Below are 20,530 nucleotides of genomic sequence, written 5' to 3' on the forward strand. Positions count from 1 at the left end.
AGCCATGATCAAGGTGAGTGCGTTTACCGACGATTGCCTGGGCGACTTGGATGCGGTCGGAGTCGCGGAGAGGATCAGGGCCGGCGACTTCTCGGCCGAGGACGCCGCACGGGCGGCGCTGGCGCGGATTGACGCGGTGAACCCGGAACTGAACGCGGTTGCCTTCGATGATCGCGAGCGCGGTCTGGCACGGGCGGCGGCGGGGGAGTTCCCGGCCGGATCGCTGCGGGGCGTGCCGGCGATGATCAAGAACAACACCGGCTTCGCCGGCATCCCGACGATGCACGGCTCCGCGGCGGTGCCGCCGAATCCGGCGAAGGAGAACGAGAAGTTCACCGATCAGCTGTTGGCGTCGGGTATCAACATCCTGGGTGCGACGACGCTGCCGGCCTTCGGGCTGACCGCGACGACCGAGTTCGTCGACCGGCCGCCGACGCGGAACCCGTGGAACACCGACTACTCGTGCGGTGCCTCGTCGGGCGGGTCGGCCGCGCTGGTGGCCGCCGGTGCCCTGCCCCTCGCGCACGCCAACGACGGCGGCGGTTCGATCCGGATTCCGGCGGCGTGCTGCGGGCTCGTCGGGCTCAAGCCGAGTCGGGATCGCGTCGTCGCGTCGGCGGAGGGGGAGGGCCTGCCGATCGACCTCATCTCCAACGGCGTGGTGACGCGCAGCGTGCGCGACTCGGCGCACTTCATCGCCGACATGCAGCGCTATCAGCCCGCGAAGGGGATGCCCGACCTCGGTCTCGTCGAGGGGCCGAGTGGGCGCAGGCTGCGCATCGCGCTGATCTCCGAGCCGATCACCGGCGGGCTGCTGGACCCGGAGACGTCGACGGCCCTGGAGTCGGTCGCCGAGCTGCTCGCCGGCCAGGGGCACATGATCGACCGCGTGCCGCTGCCGGTGGACCGCGCGTACGTGCAGCAGTTCACCGACTACTGGTCGATGTTGGCCTTCGGGTTGGACCGGTTCGGCAAGCGACTGCTGGACAAGGGTTTCGACCGCAAGAAGCTGGACCCGTTCACCCTCGGGCTGTCGAAGTCGTTCCTACGACGCTTCTGGGCGACGCCGGGCGTGCTGATGGGGTTGAAGAAGTCGACGCGGCAGTTCCGCGACCTGTTCAACAACTTCGACGTCGTCTACTCGCCGACGCTCGGCCACGTCACGCCGAAGATCGGCTATCTCGATCCCGGTGGCGACTTCGACGTGATCTTCAAGCGCCTCGTCGACTACGTGACCTTCACGCCGGCCAACAACACGTCGGGCACCCCGGCGATCACGCTGCCGTTGGCGCAGTCCAAAGAGGGACTGCCGATCGGCCTGCACTTCTCCGCCGACGTCGGGCAGGAGCAGACGCTGCTCGAGCTCGCCTACGAGCTGGAAGCGCAGCGCCCGTTCGCGCGGATCCAGGACTAGCGACCTAGAGCCGGACCAGCACCTCCGACGACACCGGGACGTCGAGGATGAATTCCTCGACCTCGCCACCGATGGCGCCGCCGGTGTAGGTCTGCAGGCGCACACGCTCCCCGTCGACCTCGACGATGCTCACGCGCAGCGGGTCGCTGCCCGGGCGGATCAGTTCCCAGCGGTCGATCAGGCTCGACAGCCCCAGCCCATCCAGCAGCTCCGACGCCTCGTCGACGTCGGTCGCCTCGGCCAACGGCCAGCCGACCAGGTTCACGGGCACGACGAGATCGTCGTCGGCGGGCTTGAGGTAGCCGACGAGTTCGCCTTCGCTGTGGTGGCCGCTGCTGCGATAGTGCGGTTGCCAGTCCGTGGGGATCATGGCTCGACTGTCCCAGCACTTCGTCGTCGTGCCAAGGGATTTACGCACCGCTGATCCGGTGGCGCCGCGGCCCGCCGCGTGGTGGCATGAACCCATGGACATCAAGGGCGCGACGCTGAAGTCGGCAATCCTCGTCTCGGCGGTCGCCCTGAGCGTCGCCGGGTGTGGCTCGGACCCGTATCCCGGCGGTACCGGCGACGAGGCCGCGGGCGTCAAGATCCAGCGCGACGCCAAGGGCAATCCCCGCGACAACGGCGGCGCCCGACGACTGAACAAGGACCAGGCCGAAGCCATTGCCGACTCGCTGCAGCGGTCGGGCGCCAAGAACGTCATCCTGCTCATCGGCGACGGGACGTCGGATCAGGAGTACACGATCGCCCGCAACTACCAGTGGGGCGCGGGCGGAATCATCCCCGGCGTCGACGAACTGCCGTTGACCGGCTCGTACACGACCTACTCGCTCGACAAGGACACCGGCAAGCCGAATTACACGACGGACTCGGCGGCGTCGGGCACGGCGCTGGCGACCGGCACGAAGACGGCCAACAAGTCCATCTCCGTCGACCTCGGCGGACGGCCACAGCGGACCATCATCGAGATCGCCAAGGCGAACGGCCTGGCCACCGGGAATGTGACGACCGCGCCGCTGCAGGATGCGACGCCGGCCGTGCAGGTGTCGCACGTGTCGAACCGCAAGTGCGAGGGGCCGAAGAAGACGTCGGAGAAGTGTCCGCAGGACGCCGTCGAGAACGGAGGCCGCGGGTCGATCACCGAACAGCTCCTGCAGACGCGCCCCGACGTGACGCTCGGCGGCGGGTGGAAGTACTTCCAGGAGACCGCGGCCGGCGGCAAGTACCGCGGCCTCACGTTGGAGGCTCAGGCCAAGGAGCGCGGGTTCCACATCGTCCACTCGGCGGCCGAGCTGATGAGCGTGCGGCGCGCCGACCAGGACGAGCCGCTGCTCGGCGTCTTCGACAACGGCACCCTCCCGCGACTCTGGGGCAAGGAGAAAGCGGTCCAGGGCGGGGCCAACGAGCCGCCGGTGAAGTGCTCGCCGAACAAGAAGTTCACCGACCAGACGCCCGTGCTCGGCGATATGACCCGCAAGGCGATCGACCTGCTGTCGCAGCCGAAACGCGGCTTCTTCCTGCAGGTCGAGTCGGCGTCGATCGACAAGGCCGCGCACAGCGCCGATCCGTGCGGCCAGATCGGGGAGACGGTCCAGTTGTCCGACGCGACGACCGTCGCGCTCGAATACGCGAAGAAGCACAAGGACACGCTCGTGATCGTGACCGGCGACCACGCGCAGTCCAGCCAGATCGTCGGGACCGGCGTTGACACGTCGGGACTGACGAAGAACCTGATGACCGCCGACGGCGTCCCGATGACCGTCAACTACGGCACCGCGCTCAAGGGTGAGGACCAGCAGCACAGCGGCGTCCAGGTCCGCATCGCCGCCTACGGGCCGGGCGCCGCGAACGTCGTGGGCCTCACCGATCAGACGGACACGTTCTTCCTCATCACCGACACCCTCGGGTTGGACCGGAAGAAGAAGTAGTCAGCGGCGCCGCGCAAAGAAGTCGGCGGCGGTGCCGCCCGCCTTCTCGTACTCGCGCATGTCGCGGTACACCTTCCATTGCGGGCTGACGTCGTTCCACGGGTTCGGGCAGTCGGTCTCCACGTCGGGGGCGACCCCCATGACCAGCGTGAAGACCTCCTTGTACGAGGGGCGAATCCCCGGGAACATCGAGACGACCGACGGCGCACTGTTCGTCGGTGTGATCGTCCACTCGTCGCTGGTCACCCAGTAGCTCGGGGTGCCCGAGTTGTCGGCGGGGAGCCATGCGTCCTCGTCCCGCCGGTAGGCGAACTTCTCGACTTCGTCCCACCGTCGGTAGCCCGGGTCGTGCTCGTCGGCGGGCAGGTACCCGACGCCCTCGGCGGAGAACCACACGAACGTCCGACGAAAGTTGGTCAGGTACCACAGCACCTTCTTCGCGGCCGCGGAGCCGATCGTGCCGGCGAATGCGATCCCCGCGAAGCCGAGGCTCGGTGAGAGGCGGTCCCCGGGAGGCCTCATCGCGAAGTAGAGCGCAATGGCACAGCCCAGGGCCACGCCCAGCACGAGGACTGACCGGATGAAGACGAACTTCGGTGCGGGGCGGACCTCGAGCAGCACCGTCTCGCCCGACGCGGGGGTCGGGAGCCCCGGCAGCCGCCAGTCCGCCCGCCAGGAGTGGTACACGCGATAGCCGATGAGTCCGGCCATCCCCACGGCAATCGGGAGAACGCTGAGCGCCCGGAACGGTTCGCTGTCGGTCCAAGCCCACCCGAAGATCAGGCAGAGGGCCCCGATGTCGACCACGTGCACCGCCCACTGGGTGTCGTGCGCGAATCGGAAGATGAGACCGGCGACAACGGTGATGGCCGCCACCAAGCCGATGGCCTGGGGCCAGTCGTCGCCACGGGCGAGTGCGACGCCGACGACCGCGCTGAACACGCTGACGGCCAGCAGCACGCCGAGTGGGAACAGGTAGTAGGGGCTGCTGACGCAACGGGTGCGCTGCACCTCGAACGAGCCGAACGGTCCCATTAGGCCAGTCTCCCGAGCCGCGCGGCGTCGTCACCAGACGTCATGCCGATGAGCCTATCCGGGCAGGCACCCCGACCTTGCACTCGCCGTAGGAGAGTGCTAAAACGGTGTTGGCACTCTCCTACCTTGAGTGCCAGGTCGGGACGGTGAGATCGGTCGTTGACACGCCGGTCGTCCGTCGCGGGCACCGAGCCCGGCCCTGAAACCTGGTGTCACCCCCAATCGGAGGATCACTTACCAATGGCCAAGCAAATCGCGTTCGACGAAGAGGCCCGCCGCGGCCTCGAGCGGGGTCTCAACAGCCTCGCCGACGCAGTGAAGGTGACGTTGGGACCCAAGGGTCGCAACGTTGTTCTGGAGAAGAAGTGGGGCGCCCCCACGATCACCAACGATGGTGTGTCCATCGCCAAGGAGATCGAGCTGGAGGACCCCTACGAGAAGATCGGCGCCGAGCTGGTCAAGGAAGTCGCCAAGAAGACTGACGACGTTGCCGGCGACGGCACCACCACCGCCACCGTGCTCGCCCAGGCTCTCGTTTCCGAGGGTCTGCGCAACGTCGCGGCCGGTGCGAACCCGCTGGGTCTGAAGCGCGGCATCGAGCAGGCCGTCGACACGGTCTCCGAGTCGCTGCTGAAGAGCGCCAAGGAGGTCGAGACCAAGGAGCAGATCGCTCAGACCGCTGGCATCTCGGCCGGCGACCCCGCCATCGGCGAGCTCATCGCCGAGGCGATGGACAAGGTCGGCAAGGAAGGCGTCATCACCGTTGAGGAGTCGAACACCTTCGGCCTTCAGCTGGAGCTGACCGAGGGCATGCGCTTCGACAAGGGCTACATCTCGGGCTACTTCGTGACCGACCCCGACCGCCAGGAAGCCGTCCTCGAGGACCCGTACATCCTGCTCGTCTCGAGCAAGATCTCGACGGTCAAGGACCTGCTCCCGCTGCTGGAGAAGGTCATCCAGTCGGGCAAGCCGCTGCTGATCATCGCCGAGGACGTCGAGGGCGAGGCCCTGTCGACCCTGGTGGTCAACAAGATCCGCGGCACCTTCAAGTCCGTCGCCGTCAAGGCTCCGGGCTTCGGCGACCGCCGCAAGGCCATGCTGACCGACATCGCCATCCTCACCGGTGGCGAGGTCATCAGCGAAGAGGTCGGCCTCTCGCTGGAGAACGCCGGTCTGGACCTGCTCGGTACCGCTCGCAAGGTCGTCGTCACCAAGGACGAGACCACCATCGTCGACGGTGCCGGCAACAACGAGCAGATCCAGGGCCGTGTGGCCCAGATCCGCGGCGAGATCGAGAACAGCGACTCCGACTACGACCGTGAGAAGCTGCAGGAGCGCCTGGCCAAGCTGGCCGGCGGTGTTGCGGTCATCAAGGCCGGCGCGGCCACCGAGGTCGAGCTGAAGGAGCGCAAGCACCGCATCGAGGACGCCGTTCGCAACGCGAAGGCGGCCGTCGAAGAGGGCATCGTCCCCGGCGGTGGCACTGCGCTGCTGCAGTCCGAGGGCGCCATCGACAAGCTGAAGCTCGAGGGGGACGAGGCCACCGGTGCCAACATCGTCCGTGTCGCGCTGGAGGCTCCGGCCAAGCAGATCGCGATCAACGCCGGTCTCGAGCCGGGCGTCGTCGCCGACAAGATCCGCAACGCCAAGAAGGGCACCGGCCTCAACGCCGCCACCGGCGAGTACGAGGACCTGCTCAAGGCCGGCATCAACGACCCGGTGAAGGTCACCCGCTCGGCGCTGCAGAACGCTGCGTCGATCGCGGCCCTGTTCCTCACCACCGAGGTCGTCGTCGCCGACAAGCCGGAGAAGAACCCGGCCCCGGCCATGCCGGGCGGCGACGAGATGGGCGGCATGGGCTTCTAAGCCCACCGCTTCTCGAAGCACCACAATCGGGGTCGGTCGTCCACCAGGGCGACCGACCCCGATTCTTTTGGTCACCCGTCCCAATCGACGCCGTGCGCAGGGTAGATTCACCGGCATGGCTGTCTCCGCGAAAACGACGTTCGACATCGACGCACCGCCGTCGCTCGTGATGGAAGTCCTGCAGGACGTCGAGTCCCTGCCCGAGTGGTCCGGTCCGCACAAGTCGGCCGAGGTGGTCGAGGAGTACGACGACGGCCTGCCCAAGACCGTGAAGGTCGACGTCACCGTCGGGCCGATCTCCGACGTGCAGACCCTCGCCTACCAGTGGACCGACAACTCCTGCACCTGGGACCTCGTGGAGGGCGACAAGCTGGCCAGCCAGCACGGCGTTTACACGATCACCGACAACGGCAAGGGTGGCTCCCACGTCGAGTTCGTCCTCGACGTCGACCTCAAGGTCAAGCTGCCCGGCCTGCTCGTCAAGCAGGGTCAGAAGACCGCCGTCGAGACCGCCAAGAAGGGCCTGACCAAGGAAGTCCTCGCCCGCGCAGCCGACTGACCCGCCTGCGGGATGCTCACCTTCCTGACGGTCCTCGCGACCGTCGTCGCCATCGGTGCGGTGATCGCCGCTCTGCCCCTGCTGTGGATCTCCACGCGCGTCATCGACGCCGGTCGGTTCCGCGACACCGCGGCGGAGGTCGCCGACGACCCGTCGGCGCGCAACTACATCGCCGCGACGATCACCAACCAGATCGGCAAGGCGGCCGGCGCGACGGTCGCCAACCTGGCCCGCCCGCTCGCGGTCGGCTACACCCGCTCCCCCGACTTCGTCCCCGACTGCGTCGACCTCCTCGACGCCCAACACGACCGCCTTCTCCAACCGCCGCCCCCGGGCAGCGATCCGGCGGTGATGACGCTCGACATCTCGACGATGGTCCGCCGCGTCGCCGCCCAGCTCAGCCCGCTCATCGCCAAGCAGATCCGCGGGCCCATCCTCGTCCCGCTCACCGTCACCAGCCCGGCGTTGCACGCGGGTCGCTACGAGCGGCTGGGCCACCAGATTCCGCGGTGGGCGCGGCTGGCCGTTGCCGTGGGCGCGGTCGCCGCCGTCGTGGCGCTGCTGTGTTCCGGCAACCGGGCGGCGACGCTGATCTGGCTCGGCGCCGGCGGCGCCGTATCGGCGGCGGTGTGGTGGTTCGCGGCCGCGCGCGGCGCATCGGTCGCGACGGCGGCGGTCGCCGACCCGGGTGCCCAACGCGTCGTCGAGACGACGGCTGCCAAACTCGTCGGCGATCTGCGGCAATGGGTGGTGATCGTCGGCGGTGTCGGTGCCGCACTGATGCTCATCGGTGTGGGTACGCTGGCCGCATGCGCAGTCTTCTCGCCTTCCTGACGGGCCTCATCGCCATCGCCGCGATCGTCATCGCCCTCCCGCTGACCTGGGTCAAGGAGCGGGTCATCGAGCCGAAGGGCTTCGAGGCGACCGCCGTGCGGATGGGCGAGAGCCCCGAGGTGCGCGAGTACATGGCCAAGACGATCACCGACGAGATCACCGAGCGCACCACCGGCGCCGCGGCGGTCGTCGTGCGTCCGGCCGCCGACCGGTACACGCACTCGGAGGGCTTCACCGCCGACTTCGTCGACCTCGCCCACCAGCAGCACAAGTGGTTGTTCAACGAGCCGCCGGGCGGGACCAACACCTCCGTGATGCAGCTGGACCTGAGCAACATGGTCAAGCGCGTCGCCGGCCAGATCAACCCGCTGCTCGCCAATCAGATCTCCGGCCCGATCCTCGTCCCGGTCAGCCAGCGCGACAAGGCACTCGAAGCCGGTCGCTACCACGAGACCGGCAAGCAGATCTCCACGTGGGCGTACCTGAGCGTCGCCCTCGCCGCGCTCGGCTCGCTGCTGGCCCTGGTCTTCTCCCGCCGTCGCGCGGGCATGCTCGCCTGGCTCGGATTCGGTGCCGTCCTGTCCGCGGCCCTGTCCTGGGCGGCCGGGTTCTTCTTCGCGACGCGCGCCAAGGACGAATTCGTCGTCGCCGAAGGCGGCGTCCGCCAGGTCGCCGAGGTGACCATCGACGGTCTCGTCGAGAACCTGCACCAGTGGGCACTGGTCGTCGGCGGCGTTGGTGCCGCCCTGATGGTGCTGGGCCTACTCGGCCGGGTGATCGCCGGCCGCTGAACGACGGTCGCCGGCGGCCAGCACCGCGCCGAGCGCCGTGAGCACGTCGCCCGGGCGGTTCAGGTTCAACTTGGTGAGTTCGGCGATCTTGCGCAGCCGGTACTGCACCGTGTTCGGGTGCACGTGGAGCACCTCCGCGGTGGCCGCGGTGCTGCAGTCGTTGTCGAGGTAGGCCTCGAGGGTCTGCCACAGCACGTCGTCGTCGGCGATGGGTGCGAGCCGCGCGGCGCTGACCCGGCTGGCGCGGCTGGGGCGGCTCAGCTGGAACTCAACCGCGAGGTCGTCGAACCGCACCACCGATCGGCGGGGCGAGCGCCGCCGCGCGATCGTCAGCAGGTCCCGCAACTGGGGGACCACCGCCGCGACCTCGTCGGCGGTCACCAGGTCGACCGCGCACACCGTCGGCGCGTCCATCCGGTCGACGAGTTGCGCCAGCCGCGTGCGCAGCTCGGCGAACTGCGGGTCGTCGGAGCCCTCGGCCTTGCCGCGCGCCGCGGGTCGCAGCGGCACCAGGGCCAGACCGCCCGACGCGGTGATCGCGTGCATGGCCTCGCCGCGGCTCATGCCGTCGAGCAGGCGCTGGAGCCGGCGCACCTTGCGCGCCGTCGCCACCGAGCGGGAGACCCGCGCGTCGGTCTCATCGTCACTGGCGTCGACGGCGATCGCGACGGCCCAGTACCGGGGCTCGACCTCGAGCCGGAAGCGGTGTGCGACCGCCGCATAGTCACCGCCGTCGACGAGGGCGTCGAGCAGCTCCCGGTGACCAGTCGGCGGCGCGTCGTGGGCGGGCGCCCCGTCGACGTCGTACCCGGCGATCACCGCACGGGTCGCGGCCCGCAACCACTCGAAGAACATCGTGCCGATCTGCGGCAGGCTGCCCTCCGCGAAACCGTTGCCGCCCTCGTGCAGCTCGGCGACGATGCTCCACCAGTGCTGGGCGCCGTAGTGGTAGGCGTCGAGCACGTCGGCGATCGGAACCTCCTCATCGGCACGGTTGCGCGCCGAAGAGGTCAGCTCGGCCAGGTCCTCGGCCGACGGCGGTCGACCGGTGGCCACGCTGCGCAGCAGCATCTCGTAGTTGCGCCGCACGATCCGGGTGACGTCGGTGTCCACGGTCTCGGCCGGCAGCGACCGGTAGAAGTCGACTTCGGAACAAATCTGCCGGACCGTGTCCGCGACGACCGCGGCGGTCCGCTGGGCGAGGTGGTCGACCAAGCGGATCTGCGTTTCACCGGTGGGCCGGGCGGCTGCCGTCATGCCGTCCACGGTCCCACATCAGCGCGGCTGGTAGGGCGCCGTTCGCGGACCCGTGCGCACGACCGTGCGAGCGGCGATCCGGTTGCGCAGCACCTCGTCGAAGCTCTTGTCCCGGGGCAGGCGCCAGGCCTTGCCGGTGAACCACGTCGCCGCCTCGGGATCGCGGTAGGAGGTGTAGAGCAGCCACGCGGTGGTCACGCCGATGAACGGGTTCGTCTTCGCCGACCGTGCGACGTCCAGGTGGGCGGCCTTCCGGGCGACGGCGAAGTACGCGGGCGCGGTCTGCATGCCGTTGAACTGGTAGGACTTCTGCCAGGCCCACGCGGGCACGACGACGTCCTTCCGCCCGCCGAGGATGAGCGCCGGAACGTGCACGGTCGCCCCGACGGCGAGCGGCCCGTTCTGGATGGTGAACACCCCGACGACCCGGAACTTCGGGGTGATCGCCCGCCCGGCGTTCTGATAGACCGACGCCGCCTGCAGCGCGCCCTGACCGCCGGCGGAGTGCCCCGCGTACGTCATCCGCGAGAAGTCGACCTTGCGGTACAGCGGGTCGCCGGGCCGCGCGTTGAGGTGGGCGAGGACGGCGGTCCCGAGCGTGGGCACCTCGATCAACGAGTTCCAGAATGTGAACGGCATAGCGACGATGAAGCCGTGGCTGGCCCAGTTGCGGGCGAGCGCGGTGTACTGCGCGGCGTTGCCCGCGATCCCCGGCATGAAGACCACCGCCGGGAACGGCCCCTTCGCCTTTTTGCCCACCGGTGCGAAAATCTGCACGCCGACCGGTGACCCGAAGCCGTACGGGAAGGCGTCGGAGCACGACGCGATCTCGTGGTTGCCCTCCATGCGCGCCTGCAGGCCCATGATCTGACCCATCAGCGATCGGTCGCAGGGCCCCGACGCGTAGTTGGTCCGCACCTTGAGCGGGCCGGGCTTGCCGAACTCGGTGTTCACGCTGGTCGTGTCGCCGGACTGGGTAGGCGGCGGTGGGACGGCCCGCGCCGCGGCCGCCGGAAGGGCGAGCAACGCCGACGTGGCGGCAACCGCCAGCAACCCCCGAAATGTGATCCCCGTCATGGGGATAATCTTCGGTCCCGACGCCCGCAAACGCGTTGTGTTGATACACAAAAGTACAGGGTGTTGATTGGGTTCAATCACCAATCGCGGGCGGGGGATCGGGGATAGCCTCATGCCCGACACCAATCGAGAGGGGAGAGTCGTGCGTCGAATCCTGGCTCTTGCATCGGGCCTGCTGGCCGCCGGAGCGGTCGTCGCGGCACCCGCCGCCGCAGCGCCCGCCGACGAATACGTCGCACTGGGCGACTCCGCCGCGGCCGGCCCGCTGATCAGCCCGCAGGACCGCGGCGCCCCCGGGTGCCTGCGCTCGGAGCGCAACTATCCGACCGTCATCGCCGCCCGGCTGGGCCTGCGGCTCACCGACGCAACCTGCTCGTCGGCCAAGTCGCAGGACGTGTACCGCACGCAGCAGCGGACGACGTCGGGCGCGATGCCGGTGCAGACGACGAAGCTCTCCGGCCGCACCAAACTGGTCACGCTGACCGTCGGCCTCAACGACGTCGGCGCCTTCCCGATCGCCCTGTCCTGTGTGGACCTGCCGGGCGCCCAGCCGTGCAGCCAGCGCTACCGCCGCGGCGGGCACGACCAGCTGATGGCCCGTATCGACGGCCACGGCCCGGCGTGGGGACGCATGCTCGGCGCGATCAAGCGGTCGGCGCCGAACGCCAAGGTCGCCGTCATCGGCTACGGCAACTACATCCGCAAGGGCGGGTGCGCATCGCAGCCGGTCAAGCCCGCCGACGCCGACTACCTGCAGAGCGTGATCAACCGCGCGAACAAGGTCATGGCGGCCCAGGCCAAGACGCGCGGCATGCAGTTCATCGACATCGTGCCGATCGGCCGCGGCCACGACATGTGCGCGCCGGCCAACCGGCAGTACGAATTCGGGCTCGTCCCGTCGGGCGTCGGCGTGCCGATCCACCCGACCGCGCTCGGCATGGCCGCCATCGGCCGCTACGCGGCGCGGACCATCGAGCGCTGAGTCAGCCGAGCTGCTGCCAGAGGAACTCGTAGGCGAGGGCCGCGAGGAAGGCGGCCTGCTTGTTGTCGGCCGCGCCGCCGTGGCCGCCCTCGATGTTCTCGTAGTACCAGACGTCGGTGTGCCCGGTCTGCTCCAGCCGTGCCGCGAACTTGCGGGCGTGGCCGGGGTGGACGCGGTCGTCGCGCGTTGAGGTCGTGATCAGGATCGGCGGGTAGTCGACACCCTCCTTGACCTGGTGGTACGGCGAAAACGGTTCGATGAACGCCCACTCGTCCGGGTCGTCGGGGTTGCCGTACTCGGCCACCCAGGAGGCACCGGCCAGCAGCCGGTGATAGCGGCGCATGTCGATCAGCGGGACCTGGCAGACCAGCGCCCCGAACAGCTCCGGGTACCTGGTGGCCATGACGCCCATCAGCAGCCCGCCGTTGGATCCGCCCTGCGCCCCCAACTGCTCGACGGTGGTCAGCCCGGCGTCCACGAGCGCCTTCGCCACCGACGAGAAGTCCTCGTACACCTTGTGCCGCCCGGCCTTCTGCGTCTGCGTGTGCCACGTCGGGCCGTACTCGCCGCCGCCGCGGATGTTGGCGATGACGTAGATGCCGCCGTCGGAGATCCAGTTCCGGCCCGGCGACGCGGCGTAACCGGGCACGAGCGCGTTCTGGAAACCGCCGTAGCCGTACAGCAGCGTCGGACCGGATTCGACGTCGCGCCGGCGCACCACGAAGTACGGGATGCGGGTGCCGTCGTCGGAGGCGGTGAAGAACTGCTCGGCGACGACGTCGCTCGAGTCGAAGAACGACGGCGAGTGCTTGATCGGCTCGACGCCGCCGGTGGTGGTGCCGTGCAGCAGCGTCGGGGGAGTGGTGAAGGTGCTCGTCGACAGGAAGATCTCGTCGCCGTCCTCGGGATCGGTGTCGAGGATCGAGATCGTCGCCAGCTCGGGCAGGCCGTCGAGCGTCGCGGGCCGCCAGTCGCCCAGGGTCAGCAGCGACACCCGCGTCGCGACGTCGTGCAGGGTCGTCAGCACCAGGTGGGACTTGGTCACGTTGTAGTCGGCCAGGCTCGTCGACGCGTCCGGGGTGAACAGGACCGTCGCGTCGCGACCGCCGGCCAGGTAGTCCGCGTAGTCGAAGACCAACAGCGACCCCGGCTCGTATGTCGAACCGTCGGTGTCGGACTCGGCCCGCTCGCTTGCGCTCCCGGCGCCGGGCGCCCACGGCGAGCGCGGGATGACGAACAGCCACTGCCGGTACGGCGAGGCGTGGGCGTCGGTCGGCACGTCGATGAGTGTGAGCGCGCCGGTCGTCGGATCGAGTTGGTAGATCAGCGAGTTGTAGAAGTCGGTCGACCGCGACGCGAAGTGTCGCTCGAAGCCCGGGGTGCTGTCGTACGACGCTCCGGCGGAGACGTCGGCGACCTCGCCGGCGAAGACGATCGGGGCGTCGGCGAGATCGGTGCCGCGGACCCACCGCTTGGTCACGCGCGGGTAGCCGGACTCGGTCATCGAGGGCGCGCCGTCGACGTCGCCGAAGTCGGTGCTGACGTAGACAGTGTCCGGGTCGAGCCAACTCATCGTCGATTTGGCCTCCGGCAGCGCGAAGCCGCCGTCGACCCACGTGCGCTCGACGAGGTCGAACTCGCGGACCACCGTCGCGTCGGCGCCGCCGCGCGAGAGCATCACCAACACGTGCCGCCAGGTGTCTGACCCGTCACGCGGGCGCAGGACGCGGGCCCCGCCCCACACCCAGTTCTCGTCCTCGTCGGACGCCAGCCGGTCGACGTCGATGATGACGTCCCACTCCGGCTCGTCGGTGCGGTACGACTCGAGCGTGGTGCGCCGCCACAGGCCGCGCGGGTTCCGCGCGTCGCGCCAGAAGTTGTAGAGGTGCCCGCCCCGGCGCACGACCCCGGGGATCTTGTCGTCGTTGTCGAGGATCTCGAGCGTCTGCTCGCGGATCTTTTCGAAGCGCGGGGTGCTGGCGATTTCGTCGAGGGCGCGCTGGTTCTGCTCGCGCACCCACGCGAGCTGGCGCTCGCCGTCGACGTCCTCGAGCCACTCGTTCTGGTCTGCGGCGGTCATCGGTCCATCATGCACGTCGGCGGCCGGTGCCGGGATCGTCGGGCTACGCCGTGCGGACGACCTCGCCGGTGCGGATCGGGCAGCGCGTCTGGCTGTAGATCGTCGGCATGCACAGGTTGCAGTGGATGCAGGCCGACTTCGTCGACGCGTCGGCGGCGATCCGCTTCGGCAGATCCGGTTCGCGCAGCAGCGCCCGGCCCATCGCGACGAAGTCGAAGCCCTGCTCGCGTGCGGTGTCGATCGACGCGCGATCGGTGATGCCGCCGAGGAGGATGAGCGGCATCGTGACCGCCTGCCGCAGCTGCTGGGCCAGCGGAAGCAGATAGGTGTCGGTGTACGGGTAGTGCTTGAGGAAGACCGGGCCGCCGAGTTTCAGACCCATCCGCATCGCCCCCTTGAAGGCGTTCGCGAACTCCGCGCGTGGCGCGTCGCCGTGGAACAGGTACATCGGGTTGAGCAGCGAGCTGCCGGCCGTCGGCTCGATGGCGTCGAGGTGTCCGTCGGCCTCGAAGAGTCGGGCCACCTCGCACGCCTCGTCGACGTCGAAGCCGCGCAGCGGTCCGCGGCGGGGCGTGCCGTCGTACATGTTGAGCTTGGCCCAGATGGCGACGTCGGGGCCGACCGCCTCGCGCACGGCCGCGGCCACCTCGCGCGGGAAGCGGGCCCGGTTCTCCAACGAGCCGCCGTACCGGTCCTTGCGACGGTTCAGCAGCGGCGAGAGGAAGCTCGACAGCAGGTAGTTGTGGCCGTTGTGCAGCTCCAACGCGTCGAACCCGGAGTCGACGGCGATCTTGGCGGCGGTGGCGAAGGTCTTGGTGAGTTCGGCGATGTCGTCGACCGACGGCGACTCGGTGAGGGACATGCCCATCGGGGCGGGCATCCGGCTGGCCGACAGCGCGGGTGCGCGGTTGGAGACGGAGTTGGCGACGGGGCCGGCGTGCCCGATCTGCGCGGCCGCCAGCGACCCCTCGGCGTGGATCGCCGCGGTGAGTCGTTGCAGACCGGGGACGGCCTCCGGGCGCAGCCAGATCTGGTGACGGTCGGTCCGCCCGCCCGGGGTGATCGCGCAGTAGGCGACGGTGTTGATGCCGACGCCGCCGGCCGCGACCTCGCGGTGGAACTCGATCAACTCGTCGGTGACCAGGGCGTCGGGCGTCATGCCCTCGAAGGTCGCGCACTTGATCAGCCTGTTGCGCGGGCGGATCGGGCCGAGTCGGGCGGGCGCGAACGGATCGGGGAGGGGCTGGGCTGTCATCGGCGGGCTTTCTCGGTGGGCTGGGCTGGGGCTGTCGGGCGAGTGGCTATGGCGCGGCGAGTCCGGCGATGACGAAGGAGCGCAGCGACGCCAGCGCGTCGGCGGACAGGGGGCGCTGGTCGGCGCGGCCGAAGGTCGTGAGGATGAGGTCGAAGGCCAGTGCCCAGCGCGCGCGGGCGGTCTTCGCGTCGAGGTGCGGCAGCGTGCCGCCCCACTGCCGCAGCGAGGTCCACCCCCCGGGCCACCGCGTCTGCGGCGACTCCGCGATGAGCCGCGCCAGCAGGTGCAGGTGGGTGCGACCGAGCTGCTCGGACTGGATCTGGGTGAACGGCGCGAGCACGGCGTCGACGACCTCGGGGACCGGCGACGACGACGTCAACGACTCGAGCGCCGGCGCCCAGCGCGGGACGAGCCGGTCGTTCAGCAGGGCGACGACCAGGTCCTCCTTCGTGCCGAAGTGGTAGTGCACGGCGGCGACGTTGGCGTCGGCGGCGGCGCAGATCGCGCGGACCGAGACGGTGTCGTAGGGGGCGGCGGCGAACAGTTCCTCGGCACAGTCGAGCAGTCGTTCGCGGGTCGGCTGCGTCGTCGCGGCGGACGTCGTGGTGGGTGTGGGCACGATGCCAGTACACCACACTTCAATCATTGATTCAATCGGTGATTGAAAGCTACCGGCCAGTACGGACGGGCTCCTGCGGCGGCATTTGGCGGGCGCTAGGCTGAGAGTCGTGTCAGAACACTTTGAAACCGTTGTCCTGGGTGCAGGTCCGGGTGGGTACGTGGCCGCGATCCGGTCCGCCCAGCTCGGCAAGTCCACCGCCGTCATCGAGGAGAAGTGGTGGGGAGGTGTCTGCCTGAACGTCGGGTGCATCCCGTCGAAGGCGCTGCTGCGCAACGCCGAGCTGGCCCACATCTTCCAGCACCAGGCGCAGACCTTCGGTATGAGCGGTGACGTCAGCTTCGACTTCGGCGCCGCCTTCGACCGCAGCCGCCAGGTGTCCGACGGCATCGTCAAGGGCGTCCACTTCTTGATGAAGAAGAACAAGATCACCGAGATCGACGGCTACGGCGTCTTCAAGGATGCGAAGACGATCACCGTCGGCGACCGCGAGATCACCTTCGACAACGTCATCATCGACACCGGCTCCGACGTGCGTCTGCTGCCCGGCGTCGAGCTCTCCGACAACGTCGTCACCTACGAGACGCAGATCATGACGCGCGAGCTGCCCGCGTCGATCGCCATCGTCGGCGCCGGCGCCATCGGCATGGAGTTCGGCTACGTGCTGGCCAACTACGGCGTCGACGTCACCATCATCGAGTTCATGGACCGCGTGCTGCCCAACGAGGACGCCGACGTGTCCAAGGAGATCGAGAAGCAGTACAAGAAGCTCGGCGTGAAGCTGCTGACCTCCACCGGCGTCAAGACCGTCACCGACAACGGCTCGTCGGTCACCGTCACCTACGCCGACAAGAAGGACCAGGCCGGCGAGATCACCGTCGACAAGGTGCTTATGTCCGTCGGCTTCGCCCCGCGCGTCACCGGCTTCGGCTTGGAGAACACCGGCGTCGCGCTCACCGAGCGCGGCGCGATCGCCATCGACGACTACATGCGCACCAATGTGCCCGGCATCTACGCCATCGGCGACGTCACCGCCAAGCTGCAGCTGGCCCACGTCGCCGAGGCGCAGGGCGTCGTCGCCGCCGAGACCATCGCCGGCGCCGAGACCATGACCCTGGGCGACTACCGGATGATGCCGCGCGCCACGTTCTGCCAGCCGCAGGTCGCGTCCTTCGGGCTCACCGAGGCGCAGGCCAAGGACGAGGGCTACGCCGTCAAGGTCACCAAGTTCCCGTTCTCGGCCAACGGCAAGGCCCAGGGCCTCGCCGAGACCGCAGGCTTCGTCAAGCTGATCACCGACACCACGCACGACGAGCTGCTCGGCGCGCACCTCGTCGGCGACAACGTGTCGGAGTTCCTGCCCGAACTGACGCTCGCGCAGAAGTGGGACCTCACCGCCAAGGAACTCGCGCGGAACGTGCACACGCACCCGACGATGTCCGAGGCGCTGCAAGAGGTCTTCCACGGTGCCATTGGGCACATGATCAACCTGTAGGACCGTTGCCGACGGTCGTCGTTTTCCACGCGCACCCCGACGACGAGGTCATCCTCACCGGCGGGACCATCGCGCGGCTCGCCGCCGAAGGGCACCGGGTCGTCGTCGTGGTGGCGACCGACGGCAACGTCGGAGGGCCGCGGCCGCATCCCGGTGACGAGGCGGACCGGATCGCCGAGCTGCGCGCGAGCGCGGCCGAGCTGGGTGCGCACCGCGTCGAGGCGTTGGGCTACGCCGACAGCGGTCACGGCCCGCTGTTCTACCCCGATCCGCCCGGCCGGGTGCGCTTCGCCCGCGCCGACGTCGACGCGGCGGCGGGTCGGCTGGCCGAGATCTTGCGCGACGAACAGGCGGACGTCCTGCTGAGCTACGAGGCCAACGGCGGCTACGGCCATCGCGACCACGTGCGGGTGCACCACGTCGGCGAGCGCGCCGCAGAGCTCGCCGGCACGCCCCGCGTGCTCTACGCGACGATGCCCCGGGAGACGCTGATGCGCGGGCTGCGGCGTTCGCAGCGGCTGCACCTGCCCTACCTCTATCCGGCCGACGTCGTGCCGACCGCGTACAGCCCCGCGGCGACCATTACCCACCGCATCGACGTGCGGCCGTACGCCAGGGCGAAGAAGCGCGCCGCGCTCTGTCACGCTTCTCAGGTGCCGCCGCGGGCTCGGTTCGTGCCGATGGCGCTGTTCCGCCTCGTCGGCGGTCGCGAGTGGTTCGTCGAACGCGGCGTGACGCCCACCGGCAAGCCGGCGGATTGGTTCTTCTGACGCAGGGCCGCTCGGTCCGTACTGTTGGAACCCGCCGATCCGAAAGTGGGAAATCACCATGGGTACGAAGTCTTCCGACACCGTCCGGCCGCTGCCGTTCCTGGTGGCGGTGCCGCTGTACGCGGGCCTGGGTGCGCTGGCGTTCAGCAAACCGGCGGCCGAGCGCCTCGGCGCGAACGGCCAGAAGATCGCCCAGGCGTCACTCGGCGCACTCCTGGCGACCCACGCCGGGGAGGCTGCCCTGATCTCCCGACGGGTGCGCAAGCGCGGCTACCCGGACCAGGCCGGGAAGTGGGCACGGTCGACGCTGCTGTGGGGCTTTCCGAATCACCTGCGGGTCGGCAGGCTCGCACCGGTCTCGGCCGAGTAGCTACCGCGCGGGCGTGAGCCGCAGCGCGATGGTGCAGTCGGTGCCCGCGGGATCGGGGGCGACGGAGACGTCGTAGTGACCGTCGAGCGCGGGACTGGCCGACAGCGCCTGGCGCAGCGCGCCCTCGACGATGGCCCGCGAGACCGCGGGGTCGGTGCGCGTGATGTCGCGCAGCGGGCACGAGCAGATCGACAACTCGTGCTGGCCGAAGACGCTGGCGGCGCTGCGCACCTGGAAGCCGAGCTTGGTGAGGGTCGACTCGACGACGGTGACCGGGTCGGGGAGGTCGGACTGCGGCGCATCGGCGACCGGCGCGGCCCACCGCCGACCGATCTCCACGGCGGCCGCGACGCGCTGCTGCTCGTCGTCGCCGAGCGTCTCGACGAACAACCCGATGAGCCGGATCTCCGGCTTCGGCACCGCCGAGGAGTAGCCGGTGCGCGGGCGGCCGACGGTCATCGCGGGAAGTGCCACGGCCTCGATGAGCCCGGCCTCGATCAGCTTGTTGAGATGGAAGCGTGCGGTGCTGACGTGGATGTCGAGGGCCTCGGCGATGTGCGCGGCGTCGACCGGCTGCGTGGCGGCGTCGACGGTCGCCAACACGTGATCGCGTTGACGGGCGCGCACACTCATCGTCGTACCTTCCTACCTGCCGGGCTGGGACCCGAGTCTAGTTCTTGCGACGCCGGATGGCCGTAGCGGCGATCCCGGCTGCGACGAAGGTCCCGGCCACGACGGCGAAGTACACCGGTGCGCCGCCCCGCCCCCACGGAGGCGTGATGGCGAGCCATTGCCCGGTCCCGTAGATGCCGTTGAGGAACGGCATGAACTCTTGGACCCTCATGCCGTTCGGGATGAGCGCGATGGCGTCCTCGACGATCCCGACCCAGAGCAGCAGCAGCGCCATGGCGCCGAGCCCGGAGTTCACCAGCGCGGCCAGGCCCACGCCGAGCGCCGCGGCGCAGAACGCGAACAGCGGAACGGCCCAGCAGTAGCGCAGGCCGACCGACGTGAACAGGTCGACGTTCTTGTAGACCACCGGGAAGAGCCGTGGCAGCGTCAGCATCAGCAGGACGACGAGCCCGAGGGTGAGGACCGCGGCGATCGCGCCGTAGAACAGCGAGCGCGCCAGGATCATCGTCGACGGGGAGCCGAACAGGTAGCGCTCGGTGTTGGCGGCCGCGCCGCGGGTGGCCGACGCGTGCGCATGCGCCGCGCCGACGGCCAGGATGAGCACCCCCAGGTTGATGACCCAGTAGACGCAGTTGTTCGGTTCCACCGTGTTCACGGTGATCGACGTGGTCGCCATGGTGGCGAACCGCTCGGAGATCGCGGCGATGGCGTAGGTGACGAGCAGCGGCAGCACCACCGCCAGCGGCACGGCGATCCACCACCACGGGCTGCGTCGTCCGCCGGCGCGGACCGCTTCGGTCGCGACGGCGCGGGCGAGGCCGGTCATGCGGCGTACTCGGGGTCGTCCGGGTCGCCGACGGCGCGCAGGTAGGCGGCCTCGAGGTCGTCGGCGCCGGCGAGGAAGCCGGGCAGGTCGTCGTCGGCGACGAGTCGGCCGCCGCTCAGCACCAGGATGCGGTCGGCGTTGCGGGCGACCTCGTCGAGCAGGTGGGAGGCGACGAGGATCGCGCGGCCGTCGTCGGCGAGCGTGCGCAGCAGGGTGCGCAACCAGATGATCCCGGCGATGTCGAGGCCGTTGAGCGGCTCGTCGAACAACAGGACCGGGGGGTCGCCGAGCAGGGCGCCGGCGATGCCGACGCGCTGGCGCATACCCAGCGAGTAGTCGCCGAGCGGGCGGTCGGCGACGGCTTCGAGGCCGACGAGGCAGAGGGTTTCGTCGACGCGGTCGTCGGAGATTCCCGCGGAGCGCGCCAGCCAGCGCAGGTGTCGTCGGGCGGTGTGCCGCGGGGCGAACGCGTCGTGGTCGAGGTGGATGCCCAGTTCGGTCAGGCGCTGGGCCGAATCGGTGCTGGGACGGCCGCTACGGCACCACGGCCGACCGTTGATCTCGATGGATCCCCGGTCGGCCGTGGCCACGCCGCTGATGCAGCGGAGCAGCGTCGACTTGCCGGCGCCGTTGAGCCCGAGCAGGTAGGTCAGCGAACCGGGGGACACCTCGAAGGAGATGTCGTCCAGGACGGTCCGCCGCCCGTACCGCTTGCCCAGGCCGTCGACGCGCAGCATCG

General features: G+C 69.6%; 20 protein-coding genes. 10 read left to right on the forward strand and 10 right to left on the reverse strand.

What is annotated here, in order from left to right:
• The first annotated feature begins 4 nt into the window (after window positions 1-4).
• Window positions 5-1,414, forward strand: a complete 1,410-nt coding sequence (locus tag QM728_RS01775) for an amidase (RefSeq protein ID WP_415030336.1) — start codon at window positions 5-7, stop codon at window positions 1,412-1,414.
• 4 nt (window positions 1,415-1,418) lie between these two features.
• Here the strand turns inward: QM728_RS01775 and QM728_RS01780 are convergent, their stop codons facing one another.
• Window positions 1,419-1,784 carry a hypothetical protein gene (locus QM728_RS01780; RefSeq protein ID WP_415030337.1) on the reverse strand — a complete coding sequence of 122 codons (366 nt, stop codon included), beginning with the start codon at window positions 1,782-1,784 and terminating at the stop codon, window positions 1,419-1,421.
• 94 nt (window positions 1,785-1,878) lie between these two features.
• Here QM728_RS01780 and phoA point away from each other — a divergent pair, with 94 nt between their 5' ends.
• Window positions 1,879-3,342, forward strand: coding sequence for an alkaline phosphatase (gene phoA, locus QM728_RS01785; protein WP_415032817.1), 1,464 nt, complete (start codon window positions 1,879-1,881; stop codon window positions 3,340-3,342).
• Here the strand turns inward: phoA and QM728_RS01790 are convergent, their stop codons facing one another.
• Window positions 3,343-4,377, reverse strand: a complete 1,035-nt coding sequence (locus QM728_RS01790; RefSeq protein ID WP_415030338.1) for a hypothetical protein — start codon at window positions 4,375-4,377, stop codon at window positions 3,343-3,345. It lies immediately after the preceding gene.
• 240 nt (window positions 4,378-4,617) lie between these two features.
• Between QM728_RS01790 and groL the strand changes: the two genes are divergently transcribed.
• The 4 genes from groL to QM728_RS01810 all read left to right on the forward strand — a co-directional run bounded on the left by groL (window position 4,618) and on the right by QM728_RS01810 (window position 8,427).
• A complete protein-coding gene (gene groL / locus QM728_RS01795; RefSeq protein ID WP_415030339.1) occupies window positions 4,618-6,243 on the forward strand; it encodes a chaperonin GroEL in 1,626 nt (541 codons plus the stop codon).
• A 115-nt stretch (window positions 6,244-6,358) separates the two neighbouring features.
• Window positions 6,359-6,802: an SRPBCC family protein gene (locus tag QM728_RS01800; RefSeq protein WP_415030340.1), complete on the forward strand. Its 444-nt coding sequence runs from the start codon at window positions 6,359-6,361 to the stop codon at window positions 6,800-6,802.
• 12 nt (window positions 6,803-6,814) lie between these two features.
• Window positions 6,815-7,636 carry a hypothetical protein gene (locus QM728_RS01805; protein ID WP_415030341.1) on the forward strand — a complete coding sequence of 274 codons (822 nt, stop codon included), beginning with the start codon at window positions 6,815-6,817 and terminating at the stop codon, window positions 7,634-7,636.
• Window positions 7,612-8,427 carry a hypothetical protein gene (locus tag QM728_RS01810; RefSeq protein WP_415030342.1) on the forward strand — a complete coding sequence of 272 codons (816 nt, stop codon included), beginning with the start codon at window positions 7,612-7,614 and terminating at the stop codon, window positions 8,425-8,427. Before QM728_RS01805 ends, QM728_RS01810 begins: the two co-directional genes overlap by 25 nt.
• On the opposite strand, the gene QM728_RS01815 is transcribed toward QM728_RS01810, so the two are convergent.
• Window positions 8,398-9,684 carry a PucR family transcriptional regulator gene (locus QM728_RS01815; RefSeq protein ID WP_415030343.1) on the reverse strand — a complete coding sequence of 429 codons (1,287 nt, stop codon included), beginning with the start codon at window positions 9,682-9,684 and terminating at the stop codon, window positions 8,398-8,400. The two genes, QM728_RS01810 and QM728_RS01815, sit on opposite strands and share 30 nt — an antisense overlap.
• Window positions 9,685-9,702: 18 nt before the next feature.
• Window positions 9,703-10,761, reverse strand: coding sequence for an alpha/beta hydrolase family protein (locus QM728_RS01820; protein WP_415030344.1), 1,059 nt, complete (start codon window positions 10,759-10,761; stop codon window positions 9,703-9,705).
• Window positions 10,762-10,903: 142 nt separating this feature from the next.
• On the opposite strand from QM728_RS01820, the gene QM728_RS01825 reads away from it, so the two are divergent.
• Window positions 10,904-11,743, forward strand: a complete 840-nt coding sequence (locus QM728_RS01825) for an SGNH/GDSL hydrolase family protein (RefSeq protein ID WP_415030345.1) — start codon at window positions 10,904-10,906, stop codon at window positions 11,741-11,743.
• A gap of 1 nt (window position 11,744) precedes the next feature.
• Here the strand turns inward: QM728_RS01825 and QM728_RS01830 are convergent, their stop codons facing one another.
• From QM728_RS01830 to QM728_RS01840, 3 genes are read right to left on the reverse strand one after another with little or no spacing between them, the layout of a single operon-like run.
• A complete protein-coding gene (locus tag QM728_RS01830) occupies window positions 11,745-13,823 on the reverse strand; it encodes a prolyl oligopeptidase family serine peptidase (protein WP_415030346.1) in 2,079 nt (692 codons plus the stop codon).
• Window positions 13,824-13,866: 43 nt separating this feature from the next.
• Window positions 13,867-15,078 (reverse strand): NADH:flavin oxidoreductase, encoded by a 1,212-nt coding sequence (locus tag QM728_RS01835; RefSeq protein ID WP_415030347.1) that lies wholly within the window; start codon window positions 15,076-15,078, stop codon window positions 13,867-13,869.
• A 46-nt stretch (window positions 15,079-15,124) separates the two neighbouring features.
• Window positions 15,125-15,697 carry a TetR/AcrR family transcriptional regulator gene (locus tag QM728_RS01840; protein WP_415030348.1) on the reverse strand — a complete coding sequence of 191 codons (573 nt, stop codon included), beginning with the start codon at window positions 15,695-15,697 and terminating at the stop codon, window positions 15,125-15,127.
• A 109-nt stretch (window positions 15,698-15,806) separates the two neighbouring features.
• Here QM728_RS01840 and lpdA point away from each other — a divergent pair, with 109 nt between their 5' ends.
• The 3 genes from lpdA to QM728_RS01855 are packed head-to-tail and all read left to right on the forward strand — an operon-like array spanning window position 15,807 to window position 18,332.
• Window positions 15,807-17,192, forward strand: a complete 1,386-nt coding sequence (gene lpdA, locus QM728_RS01845; RefSeq protein ID WP_415030349.1) for a dihydrolipoyl dehydrogenase — start codon at window positions 15,807-15,809, stop codon at window positions 17,190-17,192.
• 5 nt (window positions 17,193-17,197) lie between these two features.
• Window positions 17,198-17,962 (forward strand): PIG-L deacetylase family protein, encoded by a 765-nt coding sequence (locus QM728_RS01850; RefSeq protein WP_415030350.1) that lies wholly within the window; start codon window positions 17,198-17,200, stop codon window positions 17,960-17,962.
• 58 nt (window positions 17,963-18,020) lie between these two features.
• Window positions 18,021-18,332 (forward strand): TMEM254 family protein, encoded by a 312-nt coding sequence (locus QM728_RS01855; protein ID WP_415030351.1) that lies wholly within the window; start codon window positions 18,021-18,023, stop codon window positions 18,330-18,332.
• On the opposite strand, the gene QM728_RS01860 is transcribed toward QM728_RS01855, so the two are convergent.
• The 3 genes from QM728_RS01860 to QM728_RS01870 are packed head-to-tail and all read right to left on the reverse strand — an operon-like array spanning window position 18,333 to window position 20,528.
• Entirely contained in the window at window positions 18,333-18,965 is a 633-nt protein-coding gene (locus QM728_RS01860) for a helix-turn-helix domain-containing protein (RefSeq protein ID WP_415030352.1), read from the reverse strand.
• A 37-nt stretch (window positions 18,966-19,002) separates the two neighbouring features.
• Complete coding sequence (locus tag QM728_RS01865) at window positions 19,003-19,791, reverse strand: ABC transporter permease (protein WP_415030353.1); 789 nt, start codon at window positions 19,789-19,791, stop codon at window positions 19,003-19,005.
• The gene (locus tag QM728_RS01870) at window positions 19,788-20,528 is read right to left on the reverse strand and encodes an ABC transporter ATP-binding protein (RefSeq protein WP_415030354.1); all 741 of its coding nucleotides are present in this window, start codon (window positions 20,526-20,528) and stop codon (window positions 19,788-19,790) included. Before QM728_RS01870 ends, QM728_RS01865 begins: the two co-directional genes overlap by 4 nt.
• Window positions 20,529-20,530 lie beyond the last annotated feature (2 nt).

Source organism: Gordonia sp. (in: high G+C Gram-positive bacteria) (assembly GCF_047602025.1).
Classification (GTDB): domain Bacteria; phylum Actinomycetota; class Actinomycetes; order Mycobacteriales; family Mycobacteriaceae; genus Gordonia.